Raw genomic sequence first — 17,428 nt, forward strand, 5'->3', positions numbered from 1 at the left:
CCACTGCAAAAGCGGACACCCGTACCGCGGCGCGGTGGTCAGGCGGGACCACTCCCCCGGCGCTCGGCGAGCCGCGCCACCAGGAGGTCGTTGACGAAGCCGGGGACCAGCGCGGAGACGTCGCCGCCGAAGGCGGCGACCTCCTTGACCAGGCTGGAGGCGAGGAAGGAGTACTCGGGGCTGGTGGGCACGAAGACCGTCTCGACGTCGGCCAGCGAGGCGTTCATCTGCGCCATCTGCAGCTCGTAGTCGAAGTCGCTGACCGCGCGCAGCCCCTTGACGATCGCACGCACGCCCTGGGCCTGGCAGAAGTCGGTGAGCAGCCCGGTGAACCCCTCCACCCGCACCGTCGGCAGGTCGGCGCAGGCGCGACGCAGCATGTCGAGGCGCTCGTCGGCCGAGAAGAGCCGGTTCTTCGACGCGTTGACCCCCACGGCCACGACGACCTCGTCGAACAGGGTCGTGGCCCGCTGCACGATGTCGAGGTGCCCGAGGGTGACCGGGTCGAACGACCCGGGGCAGACGCAGCGACGCACGGGGCTCCTCCTCAGGTGTCGTTCACGGGCGGACCGGGACCGGGCTCAGGGTGCCGGGGACGCCGCGTGAACGTACCAGAGCACCGTCTCGCCGTAGCGGCGCTCGCGCTGCCCGTCGAGGGCGGACGGCCAGACCGGCTGGGGGCTGCGGGCGGAGCGCTCGACCACGACCAGCGCGCCCGGCACGAGCCAGCCGTGGTCGACCAGGGCGGCGAGGTCGGCGGCGAGGTCGTCGTCGCCCAGGTCGTAGGGCGGGTCGAGGAACACCACGTCGTACGGCGCGGCCGGGGCGTGGCGCAGCGTGGCCCCGACCGGACCGGTGACCACGTCGGCGCGGGCGAAGCCGAGGCTGACGGCGTTGCGCGCGATCAGCGCGGCGGTGCGACGGTCGTGCTCGACCAGCGTCACCACGCCGGCGCCCCGCGACCACGCCTCGAGCCCGACCGCGCCCGACCCGGCGTAGAGGTCGAGGAAGCGCAGGCCGTGCAGCGAGCCGCACCACGACTCGACGGCCGAGAACAGCGCCTCGCGCACGCGGTCGCTGGTCGGACGCGTCGCCGAGCCGCGTGGTGTGGTGATCCGTCGCCCCCCGGCCGATCCACCGATGATGCGCGTCATCCTCGTGCCGGACCCCCCACCGGGCCACCCGGCACCTGCACGGCCGGCTGCCTCACGACTTCTCCATGAAGCCACTCTGCCCGGATCGGTCCATCCGTGCCACCGCCTCGGCGAGCAGCGGAGCCCCGGCCAGCTCGGGGTCGCGGTCGAGCAGCGCCGCGGCGGCGCCGCGGGCGGCGACGATCGTCTCCTCGTCGCGCAGCACCCGCAGGGTCTGCAGGCTGGAGCGGTAGCCGGACTGCGAGGCACCGAGCACGTCCCCCTCGCGGCGCTGCTCGAGGTCGACGCGGCTGAGCTCGAAGCCGTCGGTGCTGCCGGCCACGGCGTCGAGGCGGGTGCGCCCCGGGCTGCCGGGCCACGACCGGGTGACGAGCAGGCAGAGGCCGGGCAGGCCGCCGCGGCCGACCCGACCGCGCAGCTGGTGGAGCTGGGAGACACCGAAGCGCTCGGCGTCCATGACCACCATCATCGTGGCGTTGGCGACGTCGACGCCGACCTCGATCACGGTCGTGGAGACGAGCACGTCGATCTCGCCGGCGGCGAAGGTGCGCATCGTGCGGTCCTTGTCGTCGGGCGTGAGCCGGCCGTGCAGCGGCTCCACCCGGAGCCCGGCGAGCGGGCCCTCGCGCAGCTCCTCGACCAGCTCCTCGACCGCGGTCAGCGACTCGGGGCGCGCCGGGTCGGGCCCCCCGCGGGGCGGGGAGGTCGGGTTGCCCTCGTCGTCGAGGTCGACCTGGTCGGTCTCGCCCTGCTCCTGCACGTCGCCGGTGATGCGCGGGCACACGACGTAGACCTGGTGGCCCTTGCCGACCTCCTCGCGGACGCGCTCCCAGGCCCGGTCGATCCAGTGCGGCTGCTCGGCGACCGGCACCACGTTGGTCTGGATCGGCGCGCGGCCGGCGGGCAGCTCGGCCAGCGTCGAGGTCTCGAGGTCGCCGAAGACCGTCATCGCGACCGTGCGCGGGATCGGGGTCGCGGTCATCACCAGCACGTGGGGCGGGCTGCCGGCCTTGTCGGTCAGGGCCGCGCGCTGCTCGACGCCGAAGCGGTGCTGCTCGTCGACCACGACCAGGCCGAGGTCGGCGAAGCTGACGTGCTCCTCGAGCAGGGCGTGGGTGCCGACGACGATGCCGGCCTCGCCGCTCGCGATGCCGAGGAGCGCCTCACGGCGCTGGGCCTTGGTCATCGAGCCGGTGAGCAGCGCCACGGTGGTGCCGTCGGCCGCACCGCCGAGCATGCCGCCGGCGGCGAGGTCGCCCAGCAGGCCGGTGATCGAGCGGTGGTGCTGCTGGGCGAGCACCTCGGTCGGCGCCAGCAGCGCCGCCTGGCCCCCCGAGTCGACGACGCGCAGCATCGCCCGCAGCGCCACCACGGTCTTGCCGGAGCCGACCTCGCCCTGCAGCAGCCGGTTCATCGGGTGCGGGCGGGCGAGCTCGGCCTCGAGCTGCTCGCCGATCTCGCGCTGGCCCCGGGTGAGCTCGAAGGGCAGGCGCTCGTCGAAGGCGTCGAGCAGGCCTCCGGCGCGGCCCGGTCGTGCCTGGGCGCCGAGCACGGCGAGGGCCCGCCGCCGCCGGGCGAGCACGAGCTGGGTGACCAGCGCCTCCTCGAAGCGGAACCGCCGCTGCGCGCGGCGTACCTCGCCGTGGTCCTCCGGCGCGTGGATCCAGTCGTACGCCGTGCGGGCGTCGAGCAGGTCGTGCTCGCGGCGGACCTCCTCGGGGACCAGCTCGGGCACCTCGTCGAGCACGGTGCGGGCGAAGCTGATCGCGCGCTGGAGGTCCCAGGACTCGACGCCCTTGGTCAGCGGGTAGATCGGGTAGAGCCCCCGCAGGCTGGCCAGCGTGGCGCGGGTGGCCTCGTCGAGCTCGCCGTCCGGGCCCTGGACGGCCCCGAAGACCATCATCCGGGGGTTGGTGAGCTGCCACTGGTTCTTGAAGACCTTGGCCTGGCCGGTGAACAGGCCCCGCTGCCCCTCGGGCACCTGGTCGGCGAAGAACTCGGCGACCTGCCGGCGCTTGGCGAAGAACGTCATCTGCAGCGACGGCCCGCCACCGGTGCGCAGCATCGTCTCGACCCGGTAGGCCGTGCGGCCGGTGCGGCGGTCGGTGTAGGTGCGCAGCGTGCTGCTGAGGATCTCGCCGACCACGACGAGCTGCTGGCCCTCCTCGACCTCGCTGACGTCGGTGAGCTCGGCGGTCTTGAGGTAGCGCCGCGGGAAGTGGTCGAGCAGGTCGCCGACGGTGCGCAGGCCGAGCTTGTCGACGACCGCGTCGGTCTTCTTGCCGCGTGACCCCAGCACGGTGGTCACCGGCGAGTCGAGGCTGATCACGCTGCCCTCCCGGTCACTCGACGGCCACGAGGAGCGGGTAGCGCTCCTGCCCACCGTCGTACACCACGACGTCGACAGCCGGGTGCCGCTCCTCCACCGCCGCGGCGGTGCGGGCGGCCAGGTCGGACGGGTCGCCCTGCCCGGCCACGACTGTCACCAGCTCGCCACCACCGGCCAGGAGCCGTTCGACCACGTCGAGGGCGACGTCGTAGAGGTCGGAGCCGACGACCGCGAAGTCGCCGGCCACCACGCCCAGCACGTCGCCGGGCTCGCACGGCCCGGCCATCGTGATCGCCTGCCGGGCGGCGACGGTGACCGCGCCGTGGCGGGCGTGGCGGGCGGTGGCGGTCATCTCGAGCACGTCCTGCTCGAAGCTGCGGCCAGGCTCGTGCACGGCGAGCGCAGCGAGGCCCTGCACCTGCGCCTGCGTGGGGATGACCGCGACCCGCAGGCCCTCGTCCTCCTCCGCGGTGCGGGCCGCCACCTCGGCGGCGCGCACCGAGTCGCCGTCGTTGGGCAGCACGACGACCTCCTCGGCGCCGCAGCCGGTCATCGCGGCGAGCAGCTCGCCGGCGGACGGACGGCGGCCTGGCCCGCCGTCCACGACGACCGCCCCGGCCTCCTCGAACAGCGCGCGCAGCCCGGGGCCGGCGGCGACCGTGACCACCCGGCGTCCTGCGCGGTGGCCGACCCGGCGGCGGGCGGACTCGACCTGCTCGGCGAAGTGGGTGACCCGGATCCGGTGTGGGCGTCCGGCGCGGATCCCCGCCTCGACGGCCGCACCGACGTCGTCCACGTGGACGTGCACGTTGAAGAGCCCCTCGCCCCCGACCACGACCAGCGAGTCGCCGAGCGGGGCGAGCTCGGCGCGCAGGGCCGGCACCCGGTCGTCGTCGGCGTCGAGGAGGTACATCACCTCGTACGCCGGCCCGTGCTCGGTCAGGTCGCCGGTCGGCAGCGGCACCGGGATGTGGTGGGTCCCCAGGGGCGCGGTGACCGGCGTCGGGCGGCGGCCGGTGAGCACGGTCTCGGCGGCGTCGAGGATCACGCTGATCCCGCGGCCGCCGGCGTCGACCACGCCGGCCTCGCGGAGCGCGGCCAGCTGGTCGGGGGTGCGCGCCAGCGCCTCGCGGGCGGCCGCGGCGGCGGCCGCGAGCACGTCGCGGGCCCTCACGCCGTCGTCCCGGGCCCGCTCCTCGGCCCTCTCGGCCGCGGCCCGGGCGACGGTGAGCATGGTGCCCTCGACCGGCACGCCCACGGCGGCGTAGCTGGCGTCGGTGGCCTCGCGCAGCGCCTGCGCCATCACCACCGCGTTGCGCTCGTGGGGCTGCTGGGCGGCGATGCGGTGCGCGATCGCGCCCAGCATCTGGCTGAGGATCACCCCGGAGTTGCCCCGGGCGCCGAGCAGGGCTCCGCGGCTGAAGGCGGCCAGCGCCGGACCGGCCGCGAGGTCACCCGGCACGTCGGCGTGCGGGCGGCCGGCGACGCCCGTCGCCTCGCGCAGCGCGTCGCGGGCCGCCGACATGGTGAGGTACATGTTCGTGCCGGTGTCCCCGTCGGGCACCGGGTAGACGTTGAGCGCGTCGATCTCCTCGCGGGCCCCGGCCAGGGCGTCGACGGCGATGTCGACGAAGCGGGCGACCACGGGGAGCGAGATCGCGCCGCCGGCCTGCGGTGCCTGCATCGACTACCCTCTCGTCCGTCGCCGGCTCCGCCCGGCGCGCGCCCCGCCGGCGGCGGGTGGTGCCACAGAGTAGTGCGTGGCCGGGGGCGGTCCGCGCACGATTCGTCGGGTGCCGGGGGCATCGGATACTCTCTTTCGGTTGCCCGGTGGGCGACGAGACAGGACCTCGAACTTTCAGGAGTGCACGGTGGCTGCCGTCTGTGACATCTGCGCCAAGAAGCCCGGCTTCGGCAACAACCGCCCGTGGTCGCGCAAGATCACGAAGCGTCGCTTCGACCCCAACATCCAGCGCGTCCGCGCCACGGTGAACGGCACGCGCAAGCGCCTCAACGTGTGCACTGGCTGCATCAAGGCCGGCAAGGTCACCCGCTGACCCAGCTCTTCCGCTGACCCGCCGTTAGTCAACGGCGGGTCAGCGTCATTTCGGGCTCAGGGCAGGAGGCCGGCGTCCGAGAGAGCGGTGACCAGCGGGCGCGGGTCGGGCCGCTCGCCCGTCCCCTGCAGCACGACCGTGTCGGCGCCCGCCTCGTGCAGGCTCGCCACGCGCTCCGCGACCCGCTCGGACAGGTGGTCGGCGGCCGGGTCGAGCTCGGTGTACGCCGTGACCAGCGCCGGGCCACCCCGGCCCGCGGCGGCCCGGGCGTCGTCGGCGATGCCGCGGGCCCGTCGTACGGTCTCGGGGTCGGTGACCGAGTCGAGGAGCACGCCGTCGGCGACCTCGCCGGCCAGCGCGATGGTCCGCGGGCCACGCGCGCCGACCAGCAGCGTGGGGCGCTGCGGCGGCGGCCAGTCCAGGGCGACGTCGTCGAGGCGGACGTAGCGTCTGGTGGCCGTCACGTGCTCGCCGTCGAGCAGGGCGCGGACGGCGTCGGCGTGCTCGCGCAGCAGCGTCATCGGGGAGGTGACCCCGGCGCCGACCTGGGTCATCCAGTCGCCCACCCCGTGGCCGAGGGTGGCGGTGAACCGGCCCGGGAACATCCGTCCGAGCGTGGCCACCTCCATCGCGACGAGGGCCGGGTTGCGCAGCGGCACCGGCAGCAGGCCGACGCCGACCCTCACGCGCGTCGAGGACGCCAGCGCGGCCGCTGCGGTGGTGAGACCGCCCTCGAGGAAGCAGTCCTCCCAGAGCCACAGCTCGGGCACGCCCGCGGCATCGACGTCGCGGACCACCCCCGCGAGGTCCTCGGGCGGCTGCTGCGGGCGGAAGACGACGCCGACGGTGCCGGGGCGCGCCATCAGAAGTGGGTCCATCCGCTCGGGCCCTCGTAGGGCGCTCCGTCGACCGTGACGCCCTCGCCGTCGGCGACGGCGCCGATCACCTGCCAGCCCTCGGGCACGTCGGCCTCGGCGAACGTCGCGAGCAGGGCGTGGTCGTCGCCGCCGCCCAGGATGAACTGGAGGGGGTCGGCGCCCAGGGCGGCCCCCACCGCCTGCAGCGGCTCGGGCACCTCGAAGCCGGCGGTACGGACGTCGATCGCGACGCCGGAGTCGGCGGCGAGGTGCCCGGCGTCGGCGACCAGCCCGTCGGAGACGTCGATCATCGCGGTGGCGCCGGCCTCGGCGGCGATCCGCCCGGCGTCATACGGCGGGTCGGGGCGGCGGTAGGCCTCGACCAGCACCCGCGGCGACCGGAAGCCCCGGCCGAGGACCGCCAGCCCGCCCGCGGCCCAGCCCTGCCGGCCGCACAGCGCGAGCACGTCGCCGGGTCGGGCCCCCGAGCGCAGCACGGGCGCGACCGTGCAGGCGCCGAGCACGGTCACGGCGATCACCACCTCGTCGGCGCGGGCCAGGTCACCGCCGACGACGGTGGCGCCGAGCGGGCGGCACTCGTCGGCGAAGCCGCGGGCGAGGTCGAGCGCCCACTGCGCCGGCAGGTCCGCGGGCGCCGCGAGGCCGATCGTGAGCGCCGTCGCCCGCCCGCCCATCGCGTTGACGTCGGAGAGGTTCTGGGCCGCGGCGCGGTGGCCGACGTCCTCGGCAGAGGCCCAGTCGCGACGGAAGTGGCGCCCCTCGACCATCAGGTCGGTCGAGACCACCACGTGCCCGCTGCGGACCCGCAGCACCGCGGCGTCGTCGCCCGGCCCGACGAGCACGTCCTCGGGCTGGTCGAACAGCGCGGTGAGCGCGCCGATCAGCCCAAACTCGCCGGCGTCGGACAGGGTCGCGTCGGGGGGGAACGCCATGCGGTCCATCCCACCAGATGCCTGGGCGTCCCGGGCGGCGGGCACGGGTTACGGCGCGCCCCGGGGACCGGGTAGGTTGACCGCGGTACCTGTCCGCAGCACTGAGGAGCGAACGATGGTCGTCCAGGCGTACATCCTGATCCAGACCGATGTCGGCAAGGCCGCCGAGGTGGCCCGCGAGATCGCGCAGGTCAAGGGCGTCACGCTCGCCGAGGACGTCACCGGCCCCTACGACGTGATCGTGCGCGCCGAGGCGCGCAACGTCGACGAGCTCGGCAAGCTGGTGGTCTCGAAGGTGCAGAACCTCGAGGGGATCACCCGGACGTTGACCTGCCCGGTGGTGCACATCTGAGCACGCACGACGTCGTACGGCGCCCCGGACCCGGCTGGGTCCGGGGCGCTGTCGGTTGCGCCCTGGCCGTCCTGCTGGGCCCCGCGCTCGTCGGCTGCGGCGGTGGCGACGGGGGCGACGGTGGTGGACCGGTCGAGGTCGAGGCGCCCGACCTCGCGGGCGCCGACGCCGCGGCGTGCGCGTCGCTGCTCGACGACCTCCCCGCCACGCTGGCCGGCCAGGAGGCGCGCGAGGTGTCGCCCGGCTCCGCGCCCGCCGCGGCGTGGGGCGACCCGGCGCTGGTGCTGACCTGCGGCGTCGCGGAGCCCGCCGGGCTCGACGAGTTCGCCAGCTGCCAGGTGGTGGACGGCGTGGACTGGTTCGTACCGCCCGAGCAGCTCGACGACCCCGGGGGCGACGTGCTGATGACCACGATCGGCACCCGGCCGCGGGTCTCGCTGCTCGTGCCCGCCGACCTGCGCGGCCCGACGTCCTCGACCGCGCTGGTCGAGCTGGCCGATCCCGTCAAGGACGACCTCGAGAAGGTGGACCGCTGTGGCTGACCCCGCTCCCTCCCTGCCCCCGTCCCTCGACCTCACCGGCCGCGTCGCCGTGGTGACCGGCGCCGGCAGCCCGGACGGCATCGGCGTCGCGTGCGCGGCCCACCTCGGACGCCTCGGCGCCCGGGTGGTGCTGGGTGCGACGACCGACCGGGTCTTCCAGCGCGTCGCCGCGCTGGAGGCGCTCGGCGTCGAGGCGGCCGGCGTGGTCGGCGACCTGACCGCGCCCGAGGCCGCCGCCGACCTCGTCGGCACCGCCGTCACCCGCTGGGGGCGGCTCGACGTGGTGGTCAACAACGCCGGCATGACCTCGGCCAGCGACCCGTCCTACCAGGAGGGATCGGTCGAGGAGATGCCGCTGGCGACCTGGCAGGCCTCGCTGCGCCGCAACCTCGACACCGCCTTCCTGGTCACCCGCGCCGCCGTCCCGCACCTGCGCCGCGGCGGCTGGGGCCGGGTCGTGATGGTCGCCAGTGTCACCGGCCCCGTCATGGGCATGCGCGCCGACGTCGCGTACGCCGCGAGCAAGGCCGGCGTGGTCGGGCTGGTCCGCGGGCTCGCCGTCGACCTCGCCGACGGCGGCATCACCGCGAACGCCGTCGCCCCGGGCTGGATCGCCACCTCCTCGCAGACCGCCCACGAGGTGCTCGAGGGCGAGACCACCCCCGTCGGCCGCAGCGGCACGCCCGACGAGGTCGCCGCCGCCGTCGCCTGGCTCGCCTCCCCCGGCGCGTCGTACGTCACCGGGCAGTGCCTCGTCGTCGACGGCGGCAACAGCGTCGCCGAGGAGCGCGCACTGCGCTGACGCCGGTCAGTCGGGCCAGCAGCTGTCGCCCCACCCCTCCTGCTCGCCTATCCAGCACGGTTTCGGCAGCTGGGCGAACACGATCCCGTCGATCACCACGCGGCGCCCCGAGGTGACCACCCGGACACGGACCGGCTCGTCGGTGAAGAACAAGTTGTGCGAGTAGAACCACCGGACGAGCGAGGCCGGCCGGCGCTTCGACTGGGCCAGCGAGACGGGCTTCGTCGCGTCTCCTGGGTAGGACTCGGCACCGGTGACCTTGATCGCCCCGGCACCGGGTCCGCGTGCGGCGAGGAACTCGATCCGACCGAAGTAGCCCTGCTGCCGGTCGAAGCTGAGCGTCGCACCGCGATCAGTGGTCACCAACGCGCTGCCGCCGTAGAAGCGGGGTCCGGTGATGCGGTGCCATCCCGGGGACGCGTCGAAGGCCCGGTCGTCGTACGGCAGCTCGAGGCACTGCCAGGAGCCGCCCTCCCAGCGTCCCGTGACGCCCGTGGCATCGGTCTCCCGCGCCTGGTAGCAGTAGCGATGACCCGGGCGGAAGCTGTCACGGACCAACGACAGGCGCACGGTGTCGCGAGATCCGACTTCGACGGTCCTCGTGACGTGGTCCTCGGTCGGCGCGTAGTCGGGTGAGACCCACTCACGCAGCTGGTAGCTCCTCGCAGGCACCCAGCTGTCGCGCGGTCGGAGCGTGACGGCGACCTGGCGCGGAGCCTGCCGGCGTGCCAACCGTGGGTGTACGCCCACCACCGCCGAGGGCAGCCAGGGGTCCAGGCCGACGGCGTGCACGCCACCGTCGTCGCCCTGCCAGACGACGGCCCAGCTGGGACGACGCAGCGAGGGCGCCGACGCGGTGATCGCGAGGGGCTGCCCGGAGATGTCGAGCCGCTGGGTGGGCAGCGCGGTGTCGCCGTAGCCGCTCGTCGGCATGGTCACGACCGACCAGCCCTCGCTCCCGTCCGCCCGTTGCTCGGCCCACGTGACCTGGCGCACGCCCCAGGCCTTGGACGTCAGCCGCACCACGGCGGCCGTCGCGTCGACGCCGGCCGGCGAGAGGTAGCGCGCGGGTCCCCAGCCGCCGCCGGACGCCACGCTCATCACGAGGCGGTGGACGCCGCCGGACGACTCCAGCCACACCCGCGTCGCGGGATCGTCGCCCCGCACGTCGGTGACGTCGCTGCCCGGCGCCGACAGTGTCTCGGGCGGCGCCGGGCCGGGCTCGCCCGCCCATCCGGCATCGCCGCGCAACCGGGTCACGCCGTCGACCACGTTGGTCCAGGTCAGGGCTCCGCCGCGGACGACCGGGGTGAACATGTCCTCGTCGTACCCGGTCACGGTGTGTGGCTGGTCCTGCGCGACCAGGGCCCGCCACCACTGCACGTCGTACCAGCGAGCGCGGAAGTAGGTGCCGTCCCACTCGCTGAAGGCGAGCCGGAAGTTGTCATTGCGACCGCGCCCCGTGACCGCGAAGTCGTGCACCTCCGCGCCTGCCGGCGAGAGGTGGAGCCGCTCGGTCACGACCGCCTGCAGGTCGAGCACGGCCTGCTCCAGCCGCCAGCTCGCGCCGCGGCTGCGGTAGAAGACCACAGGTGCCCCGCCGAGCACCATGGGGGTGGCGTCGGCGGCGTCCTTGGCCGGGTCCGAGACGGTCGTGGGGCGCGACCAGCGCCGCTCGTCACCCCTGACCGACGCGCGGACGACCGCATGACCGCCCTCCTCGGACAGCCAGGTGACGAGACGCACCGGTCCACCGCCACGCGCGAGGGCACGTTGCGAGAACACCTGGGGGTCGACGGCGTCCTGTCCCGCGGGCGACACCCACACGGGGTCGGTCCACGGCGAACGGGGGTGGTGCTCGCTGTACCGCACCCGCCAGCTCGCGCCGTCCCACCCCAACCAGACGACGGCGACGTCGCCCCGCATGTCGTCCGACACGGCGGGTGCTCCGCCGACCGTCTCACCGCCGGGCGAGACCGGGCTGACCGGACCCCACTTCATGGCAGGCGTGCCCGGGCGCCGAACCACTCCCTCGTCGCCGCGACCGTCTGCGAGCGCCGGACCTCCACCGGGAAGCGTGGCCAGGGCCGCGACGAGGAGGGATCCGGCAGCCACCAGGGCTGCGACCGCCCTGCGCGGGCGGCGCGGGGTGGCGGGGGATGTCGTCGTCATGAGCGCGCTCCGTCCTCCTCGATGCGCGCGACCGCCCGGGACCGGCCGCCGGACTACCTTCACCGTGGCGGCCGGACGTCCCGCGTGGCCAGAGGACTTGGTCACGAGCGTCCGGAAACAGGTTGCCGCTGCAGGTTCCGTGGGCGACGCTGCGACGGTGCGGGTGCTGTGGGTTCACGGACCGGCGGGGGTCGGGAAGTCGACGACGGCGTGGCAGGTGCTCGAGCGGCTCGCACCGGGCGAGCCGACGGCGTACGTCGACATCGACCAGCTCGGCATGCTCGTGCCGGCGCCCGACGGCGAGGACGAGTGGGCGTGGGCGCACCGGCTCAAGGCGCGGGCGCTGGCGGCGGTCGCTCCTGTGTACGCCGCGCACGGCGCGACCACGCTGGTGGTCTCCGGCGTGCTCGACCCCGGGCTGCTGGGTGAGTACGACGTCTGGCTCGCGGCCCACGACCTGGGGTTCGTGCGCCTGGCCGTGGCGCTGCCCGAGCTCCGGCGGCGGATGGCGGCGCGCGGGGCGGACGCCGAGGACTGGGCGGACGTCGAGGCCGAGGCCCGCGACCTGGAGGAAGCGGCCCTGCCGCACCCGGTCGTCGTACCCGAGGGGCCGCCGGACCGGGTCGCCGCCGAGGTGCTCGACCGGGCCCGGTTCGTGCCGCTCCGGCCGCGCGAGGCCCGGCCCGACGACCTCCCGGGGCTCGACGGCACCCGGGCCGTGCTCGTGACCGGCGCCGAGGCGGTGGGCAAGTCGACGGTCGCCTGGTCGGCGTTCGCGTCGACGTGGGAGGGCACGGTGCCGACGGCGTTCGTCGACCTCCGCCAGCTCGGCTTCCTCGGCCCGGCCGGGGGCCCCGTCGACCACCGGCTGCAGGCCGCGACCACCGGAGCGGTCTGGCCGGTCTTCCGCCGGGCGGGTGCGCGGATGCTGTTCCTCAACGGCGTGGTCGACGACCTCGACCTCGTCGCGGACTACGAGCGCGTGCTGGAGGGCACGCCGCTGACCGCGGTGCGCCTGGCGGCCGGCCCCGGGGCCGTCGCGGAGCGGGTGAGGGCGCGGGCCCGCGGCGAGGGCGCCCGGCTGGCGGGCGACCACCTCGTCGGGCTCCCCGGGTACGAGGTCGACGACGTCGTCCGCCGCTCCCTGCGCACCCAGGAGGCCACGCTCCCCCACCCGGACGTGACCGACCTCGACACCAGCGACCTGACCGTGGACGAGGCCGGCGCGGCCGTGCTCAGCGCAGCCCGGTGTCGCGCGCCAGGGCGAGCTTGACGAGCCGGTCGACCAGCGCCGGGTAGTCGAGCCCCGTGGCCTCCCACATCAGCGGGAACATCGATGTCGGCGTGAAGCCGGGCATGGTGTTGAGCTCGTTGACCACCAGCGAGCCGTCGGGCATGACGAAGAAGTCGACCCGGGCCAGGCCCTCGCAGCCGACCGCCTCGAAGGCCCGGGCCGCGAGCGTGCGCAGCTCCTTGGCGACCTCCTCCGGGAGGTCGGCGGGGACGTCGAGCTCCGTGTGCTGCTCGGGGAGGTACTTGGCCTCGAAGTCGTAGAACTCGTGGTCGCCGCCGATCCTGATCTCGGCCGGCACGCTGGTCTCCGGCGGTCCGTCCAGCGACTGCAGCACCCCGCACTCGACCTCGCGGGCGCCGTCGGCGAACGTCTCCAGCAGCGCCTTCGGGTCGTGCCGGAAGGCCTCCTCGAGGCACCCCGCCAGCTCGGAGGCGTCGTGGGCCTTGGAGATGCCGATGCTCGAGCCGCCGCGCGCGGGCTTCACGAACAGCGGGTAGCCGATCTGCTCGGCACGCGCCTGGCAGCCGAGCTGGTCGCGCTCCCAGTCGTGGCGGGTCACGGTGACCGACGGCAGCACCGGCAGCCCGGCGGCGGCGAGCACGACCTTCATGTACGCCTTGTCCATGCTGACCGCCGAGGCGAGCACGCCCGAGCCGACGTAGCGGACACCGGCCATCTCGAGCATGCCCTGCAGGGTGCCGTCCTCGCCCCACGGGCCGTGCAGCAGCGGGAAGACCACGTCGACCTCGCCGAGCGTGCGCGGTGGCTCCGAGGGCTCGCTGACGACCAGGTCGGTGTGCTCGCGGTCGGGCGAGAGCACGATCGCGGCCCGCTCGCCGTCGACGGCGGGCAGCTCGCCGCTGCCGCCGAGCGCGAGGCGCTCCGGGTCGTCGGCCTCCAGGACCCAGCGACCGTCGGTCGCGATGCCGACCGGGACGACGTCGTACGCCTCGCGGTCGATCGCGCGCAGCACGCTGCCGGCGGTGATGCAGGAGATGGCGTGCTCGCTGGAGCGGCCCCCGAAGACGACGGCGACCCGGGGCTTGCGTCGTGGCTCGTTCATCGTCCACGACCCTAGCGGCCCTGCGGCGCCGTGCGGGGCTCCCCCTAGGCTCGCACCATGCCCGAGGAGAACCCCCCGACCGCGGAGACCGCCGACACCCCAGGCCAGCGCCGGCCGGCCACCGTCGCCGTCACCGCCGGCCGTCCGGCGCACGAGCCCGACGCGCCGCTCAACGCGCCGCTGACCATGGCGTCGGTGTACGTCGCGGGCGGCGACCTCGAGTACGGCCGCTACACCAACCCCACGTGGACGGCCTTCGAGGAGGCCCTCGGCGCCCTCGAGGGCGGCCGCTGCCTCGCCTTCTCCTCCGGCCTCGCGGCCGTGTCGACGCTGCTCGACCTCGTCGGGCTGGGCAGCAAGGTCGTGGCCCCGCGGCACGCCTACCTCGGCAGCATCGGCCAGCTCGCCGACCTCGAGGCCCGCGGCCGGGTCACCGCGGTGCTGGTCGACATCGCGGACACCGACGCCGTGATCGCCGAGCTCGACGACGCCGCCCTGCTCTGGATCGAGTCACCGACCAACCCGGCGCTCGAGGTCGCCGACCTGCCCCGGCTGATCGCGGCCGCGCACGACGCCGGCGCGTACGTCGTCGTCGACAACACCTTCGCCACCCCCCTGCTCCAGCAGCCGCTGGATCTCGGCGCCGACCTGGTGCTCCACTCGGCGACCAAGTACCTCGCCGGCCACAGCGACGCCGTGATCGGCGCCGTGGTCACCCGCGACGACGAGCTGCACACCGTGCTCAAGGGTCGCCGCGACCTCGTCGGCGCGATCCCCGGCACGATGGAGGCCTGGCTCGCGCTGCGCGGCCTGCGCACCCTGCACCTGCGGGTCGAGCGTGCCCAGGCCAACGCCCAGGAGCTGGTGCGCCGCCTCGAGGGGCACCCGGCGCTGGCCGAGCTCCGCTACCCGGGCTTCGGCGGGATCATCTCGATCGTGCTCGCGCAGGGGGCGATGGCGGCCGACCTGCTCACCCACAAGACCCGCCTGTGGGTGCACGCGACCTCGCTCGGCGGGGTCGAGTCGACCTTCGAGCGACGCCGCCGCTGGAAGACCGAGCCGACCACGATCCCCGAGGGCCTGGTGCGGATGTCGGTCGGCATCGAGGACGTCGAGGACCTCTGGGCCGACCTCAGCTCCGCCCTCGACGACCTGGCGTAGCGGCCACGCCGGCCCGCCGTACTCGTAGCGTCATACGGTTCGCCGGTCCTGACCGCCGGAACGTATGACGCAGGCGCGGAGCCCGGGCTCAGTCGGTCTCGGCCTTGGTGTCGCGGGCGATGAAGGAGCTCATCATGTCGCGGGCGGTGATCTGGCCGGCGACGACCTCGGTGACGTGCTCGGCGATCGGGGCGTCGATGCCGGTGCGCATCGCGAGCTCGTGCAGCGAGGCGCACGACTTGGCGCCCTCGGCCACCTGCCGGGTGCTGGCCAGGATCTCCTCGGTCGTCATGCCCTGGCCGAGCTTCTCGCCGAAGCTGCGGTTGCGCGACAGCGGCGAGGAGCAGGTGGCGACGAGGTCACCGAGGCCGGCGAGGCCCATCAGCGTCAGGGGGTTGGCGCCGAGGGCGGTGGCGAGCCGAGCGGTCTCGGCGAGGCCGCGGGTGATCACGGACGCGGTGGTGTTGTCGCCGAAGCCGAGCCCCACCGCCATGCCGACCGCGAGCCCGACGACGTTCTTGTAGGCGCCGCCGAGCTCGCAGCCGAGCACGTCGGTGCTGGTGTAGGGCCGGAAGGCCGGTGAGTGGCAGCGCTTCTGCAGCATCCGCGCGACGTCCTCGTCGGCGCACGCGACGACGGAGGCGGCCGGCTCGCGGCGGGCGATCTCGGGCGAGAGGTTGGGGCCGCTGACCACCGCGATCCGTTCCGGGCCGGCGCCGGTGACCTGGGCGATCACCTCGCTCATGCGCTCGAGGGTGCCGAGCTCGACCCCCTTCATCAGCGAGACGAGGACGGCGTCGCGCTCGACGTACGGCGCCCACCCGGTGAGGTTCTGGCGCAGCGTCTGCGACGGCGTGGCCAGCACGACGAGGTCGGCGCCGGCGAGCGCCTGCTCGACGTCGTGGGTGGCCGAGACCCGCGCCGGCAGCTCGATGCCGGGCTGGTAGTCGGGGTTCTCGCGGTTCTCGTTGATCGACTTCGCGAGCTCCTCGCGCCGCGCCCAGAGGACGATGTCGTTGCCGGCGTCGGCGAGCACGATCGAGAACGCCGTGCCCCACGACCCGGCGCTGAAGACCGCGACCTTGCCGCTCATCGGCCGATCACCGCCGCCCCTTCCTCTTCTCGTGCTTCTCGTGCTTCTTCTCGTGCGCGTCCTCGTACGGGTTGCCGGTCGGCTTCACGCCCGCCTGCTTGGCGTCGAAGCGCTGGGCCGGCGGCTCCTCGCCGCGCAGCTCGGCGACGATCGCCGTGATCGCGTCCATGATCCGCTCGGTACCCTCGGCCAGCACCTCGGGCGTGCGCGGCTCCGCGCGCAGGTCGTCGAGCGAGACCGGGTCGCCGGCCTTCATCGTGACGTTCTTGCGGGGCAGCAGGTCGGGGCGCGGGGCGTAGGGCGGCAGCACCTCGTGCGCCCCCCACTGGCCGACGGGAATCACGGGACAGCTGGTCTCGAGCGCGATCCGGGCCGCACCCGTCTTGCCGGTCATCGGCCACATCCCCGGGTCGCGGGTCAGCGTGCCCTCGGGGTAGACCACCACGCACTCACCGGACCGGACCGCCGCCACGGCGGCGTCGTACGCACCGGCCGCGGAGCGCGACAGACGCTCGACCGGGATCTGGCCCGCCGCCGACAGGAAGGTGCCGAGCGCCTTGTTGGAGAACAGCCCCGACTTCGCGAGGTAGCGGGGCAGCCGGCCGTGGTCGTAGAGGAAGTGTGCGGCGAACAGCGGGTCGAGGTGCGAGATGTGGTTGAGCACGACCAGGCAGCCGCCCGTGGCCGGGATCTTCTCCCCGTCGATCCAGGTGCGCGACGTCGCAGCAAGCAGCGTGGGCTTGAGGATCACGACCCCGAGGCCGAAGGCCCAGCCCCGCGGCTGGTGCAGCTTCCTGACGGTCACGCCGCTCCTGGTGGTGACGGGCCGCGAGCGGCCTGACGCGCCCTGCGTCGGAGTGCAGGTTACTCGGTCGGCGACCGTGTCCGGCCCGCGACGCGACACCGTGGCCGCGCGGTCCGCGGGCCTGCGAGGATCGCGGGTGATGGAGTCGTTCGAGCACGTCGTCGTGGTGCCGGTGAAGCCACCCGCGCACGGCAAGTCGCGGCTGGTCGGGCTGACCGAGGAGCAACGCCGCGACCTCGCTGCTGCCTTCGCCCTCGACACCGTGTCCGCGTGCCTGGACACGCCCGTCGTGGCGCAGGTGCTGGCGGTCACGGACGACGCGGCCTTCGCCGTGCGTCTCGCGGCCGCGGGCTGCGCCGTCGTGCCTGACGGCGTCACCGGCGACCTCAACGGGAGCCTGCGGCAGGCCGTGGCCGAGGCCCGGCGCCGGTGGCCCGGACTCCACCCGGTCGCGCTGTGCGCCGACCTCCCCGCGCTGCGCCCCGACGACCTGGGCCGGGCGCTGGCCGCGCTCCCGGGATCGGCACCCGCGTTCGTCGCGGACGCCGCCGGCACCGGCACCACCCTGTACGCCGCGCCGTACGACGACTTCGACCCGCACTTCGGGCCGGGCTCGCGCGCGGCCCACCTCGCGGTCGGCGCCGCCGAGGTGCCCGGCGAGCTGGCGAGCCTGCGGCAGGACGTCGACGATCTCGACGACCTGGCCCGGGCGACGGCCCTGGGGCTCGGCGCACGCACCCGGGCGGTCCTCCCAGCACAGCAGTGAGGGTGGGCCGCCCGGAGGCGACCCACCC

The 17,428-nt window shown here is 74.8% G+C and carries 17 protein-coding genes; 7 read left to right on the forward strand and 10 right to left on the reverse strand.

The genetic code is table 11. The annotated features are described in order from the left end of the window. Nucleotides 1-38: 38 nt before the first annotated feature. Genes coaD through ACFPGP_RS20870 form a run of 4 tightly spaced genes read right to left on the reverse strand, consistent with a single transcriptional unit; the run spans nucleotide 39 to nucleotide 5,167 of the window. A complete protein-coding gene (gene coaD / locus ACFPGP_RS20855) occupies nucleotides 39-536 on the reverse strand; it encodes a pantetheine-phosphate adenylyltransferase (RefSeq protein ID WP_378593049.1) in 498 nt (165 codons plus the stop codon). Between the two features lie 45 nt (nucleotides 537-581). After that, entirely contained in the window at nucleotides 582-1,154 is a 573-nt protein-coding gene (rsmD, locus tag ACFPGP_RS20860; RefSeq protein WP_378593050.1) for a 16S rRNA (guanine(966)-N(2))-methyltransferase RsmD, read from the reverse strand. Between the two features lie 52 nt (nucleotides 1,155-1,206). Next, nucleotides 1,207-3,483 carry an ATP-dependent DNA helicase RecG gene (locus ACFPGP_RS20865; RefSeq protein ID WP_378593051.1) on the reverse strand — a complete coding sequence of 759 codons (2,277 nt, stop codon included), beginning with the start codon at nucleotides 3,481-3,483 and terminating at the stop codon, nucleotides 1,207-1,209. A 13-nt stretch (nucleotides 3,484-3,496) separates the two neighbouring features. Next, on the reverse strand, nucleotides 3,497-5,167 hold the full coding sequence (locus ACFPGP_RS20870; RefSeq protein ID WP_378593052.1) for a DAK2 domain-containing protein: 1,671 nt from the start codon (nucleotides 5,165-5,167) through the stop codon (nucleotides 3,497-3,499). 187 nt (nucleotides 5,168-5,354) lie between these two features. Between ACFPGP_RS20870 and rpmB the strand changes: the two genes are divergently transcribed. Beyond that, complete coding sequence (gene rpmB / locus ACFPGP_RS20875; protein ID WP_378593053.1) at nucleotides 5,355-5,540, forward strand: 50S ribosomal protein L28; 186 nt, start codon at nucleotides 5,355-5,357, stop codon at nucleotides 5,538-5,540. 56 nt (nucleotides 5,541-5,596) lie between these two features. Here the strand turns inward: rpmB and ACFPGP_RS20880 are convergent, their stop codons facing one another. Together ACFPGP_RS20880 and ACFPGP_RS20885 are read right to left on the reverse strand one after the other, a co-directional pair. Further along, entirely contained in the window at nucleotides 5,597-6,418 is an 822-nt protein-coding gene (locus ACFPGP_RS20880; RefSeq protein ID WP_378593054.1) for an LLM class flavin-dependent oxidoreductase, read from the reverse strand. Further along, nucleotides 6,403-7,350, reverse strand: a complete 948-nt coding sequence (locus ACFPGP_RS20885; protein ID WP_378593055.1) for a thiamine-phosphate kinase — start codon at nucleotides 7,348-7,350, stop codon at nucleotides 6,403-6,405. Before ACFPGP_RS20885 ends, ACFPGP_RS20880 begins: the two co-directional genes overlap by 16 nt. 115 nt (nucleotides 7,351-7,465) lie before the next feature. On the opposite strand from ACFPGP_RS20885, the gene ACFPGP_RS20890 reads away from it, so the two are divergent. From ACFPGP_RS20890 to ACFPGP_RS20900, 3 genes are all read left to right on the forward strand, one after another. Further along, nucleotides 7,466-7,702: an Lrp/AsnC family transcriptional regulator gene (locus ACFPGP_RS20890; RefSeq protein WP_378593056.1), complete on the forward strand. Its 237-nt coding sequence runs from the start codon at nucleotides 7,466-7,468 to the stop codon at nucleotides 7,700-7,702. A 74-nt stretch (nucleotides 7,703-7,776) separates the two neighbouring features. Continuing rightward, nucleotides 7,777-8,244, forward strand: a complete 468-nt coding sequence (locus ACFPGP_RS20895; protein WP_378593575.1) for a DUF3515 domain-containing protein — start codon at nucleotides 7,777-7,779, stop codon at nucleotides 8,242-8,244. After that, nucleotides 8,237-9,046 carry an SDR family NAD(P)-dependent oxidoreductase gene (locus ACFPGP_RS20900; RefSeq protein WP_378593057.1) on the forward strand — a complete coding sequence of 270 codons (810 nt, stop codon included), beginning with the start codon at nucleotides 8,237-8,239 and terminating at the stop codon, nucleotides 9,044-9,046. Before ACFPGP_RS20895 ends, ACFPGP_RS20900 begins: the two co-directional genes overlap by 8 nt. A 6-nt stretch (nucleotides 9,047-9,052) precedes the next feature. On the opposite strand, the gene ACFPGP_RS20905 is transcribed toward ACFPGP_RS20900, so the two are convergent. Further along, the gene (locus ACFPGP_RS20905; protein WP_378593058.1) at nucleotides 9,053-11,218 is read right to left on the reverse strand and encodes a hypothetical protein; all 2,166 of its coding nucleotides are present in this window, start codon (nucleotides 11,216-11,218) and stop codon (nucleotides 9,053-9,055) included. Between the two features lie 139 nt (nucleotides 11,219-11,357). On the opposite strand from ACFPGP_RS20905, the gene ACFPGP_RS20910 reads away from it, so the two are divergent. Then, a complete protein-coding gene (locus tag ACFPGP_RS20910; protein WP_378593059.1) occupies nucleotides 11,358-12,491 on the forward strand; it encodes an AAA family ATPase in 1,134 nt (377 codons plus the stop codon). On the opposite strand, the gene ACFPGP_RS20915 is transcribed toward ACFPGP_RS20910, so the two are convergent. Further along, the gene (locus tag ACFPGP_RS20915) at nucleotides 12,454-13,575 is read right to left on the reverse strand and encodes a D-alanine--D-alanine ligase family protein (RefSeq protein WP_378593060.1); all 1,122 of its coding nucleotides are present in this window, start codon (nucleotides 13,573-13,575) and stop codon (nucleotides 12,454-12,456) included. The two genes, ACFPGP_RS20910 and ACFPGP_RS20915, sit on opposite strands and share 38 nt — an antisense overlap. Nucleotides 13,576-13,632: 57 nt before the next feature. Here ACFPGP_RS20915 and ACFPGP_RS20920 point away from each other — a divergent pair, with 57 nt between their 5' ends. Continuing rightward, the gene (locus ACFPGP_RS20920; protein WP_378593061.1) at nucleotides 13,633-14,736 is read left to right on the forward strand and encodes a trans-sulfuration enzyme family protein; all 1,104 of its coding nucleotides are present in this window, start codon (nucleotides 13,633-13,635) and stop codon (nucleotides 14,734-14,736) included. 88 nt (nucleotides 14,737-14,824) lie between these two features. On the opposite strand, the gene ACFPGP_RS20925 is transcribed toward ACFPGP_RS20920, so the two are convergent. Then, nucleotides 14,825-15,829, reverse strand: coding sequence for an NAD(P)H-dependent glycerol-3-phosphate dehydrogenase (locus ACFPGP_RS20925; protein WP_378593062.1), 1,005 nt, complete (start codon nucleotides 15,827-15,829; stop codon nucleotides 14,825-14,827). Between the two features lie 7 nt (nucleotides 15,830-15,836). Then, nucleotides 15,837-16,634 (reverse strand): lysophospholipid acyltransferase family protein, encoded by a 798-nt coding sequence (locus ACFPGP_RS20930; RefSeq protein ID WP_378593063.1) that lies wholly within the window; start codon nucleotides 16,632-16,634, stop codon nucleotides 15,837-15,839. Nucleotides 16,635-16,773: 139 nt separating this feature from the next. On the opposite strand from ACFPGP_RS20930, the gene cofC reads away from it, so the two are divergent. Then, nucleotides 16,774-17,400: a 2-phospho-L-lactate guanylyltransferase gene (gene cofC / locus ACFPGP_RS20935; protein ID WP_378593065.1), complete on the forward strand. Its 627-nt coding sequence runs from the start codon at nucleotides 16,774-16,776 to the stop codon at nucleotides 17,398-17,400. Nucleotides 17,401-17,428: the final 28 nt, after the last annotated feature.

The organism is Nocardioides taihuensis (assembly GCF_042657275.1).
Lineage (GTDB): Bacteria > Actinomycetota > Actinomycetes > Propionibacteriales > Nocardioidaceae > Nocardioides > Nocardioides taihuensis.

Coding starts and splice junctions, on each gene's coding strand:
- rsmD (WP_378593050.1), bottom strand. CDS start 1,154: ATGACGCGCATCATCGGTGGATCGGCCGGGGGGCGACGGATCACCACA.
- ACFPGP_RS20870 (WP_378593052.1), bottom strand. CDS start 5,167: ATGCAGGCACCGCAGGCCGGCGGCGCGATCTCGCTCCCCGTGGTCGCC.
- ACFPGP_RS20880 (WP_378593054.1), bottom strand. CDS start 6,418: ATGGACCCACTTCTGATGGCGCGCCCCGGCACCGTCGGCGTCGTCTTC.
- ACFPGP_RS20885 (WP_378593055.1), bottom strand. CDS start 7,350: ATGGCGTTCCCCCCCGACGCGACCCTGTCCGACGCCGGCGAGTTTGGG.
- ACFPGP_RS20890 (WP_378593056.1), top strand. CDS start 7,466: ATGGTCGTCCAGGCGTACATCCTGATCCAGACCGATGTCGGCAAGGCC.
- ACFPGP_RS20905 (WP_378593058.1), bottom strand. CDS start 11,218: ATGACGACGACATCCCCCGCCACCCCGCGCCGCCCGCGCAGGGCGGTC.
- ACFPGP_RS20915 (WP_378593060.1), bottom strand. CDS start 13,575: ATGAACGAGCCACGACGCAAGCCCCGGGTCGCCGTCGTCTTCGGGGGC.
- ACFPGP_RS20920 (WP_378593061.1), top strand. CDS start 13,633: ATGCCCGAGGAGAACCCCCCGACCGCGGAGACCGCCGACACCCCAGGC.
- ACFPGP_RS20925 (WP_378593062.1), bottom strand. CDS start 15,829: ATGAGCGGCAAGGTCGCGGTCTTCAGCGCCGGGTCGTGGGGCACGGCG.
- cofC (WP_378593065.1), top strand. CDS start 16,774: ATGGAGTCGTTCGAGCACGTCGTCGTGGTGCCGGTGAAGCCACCCGCG.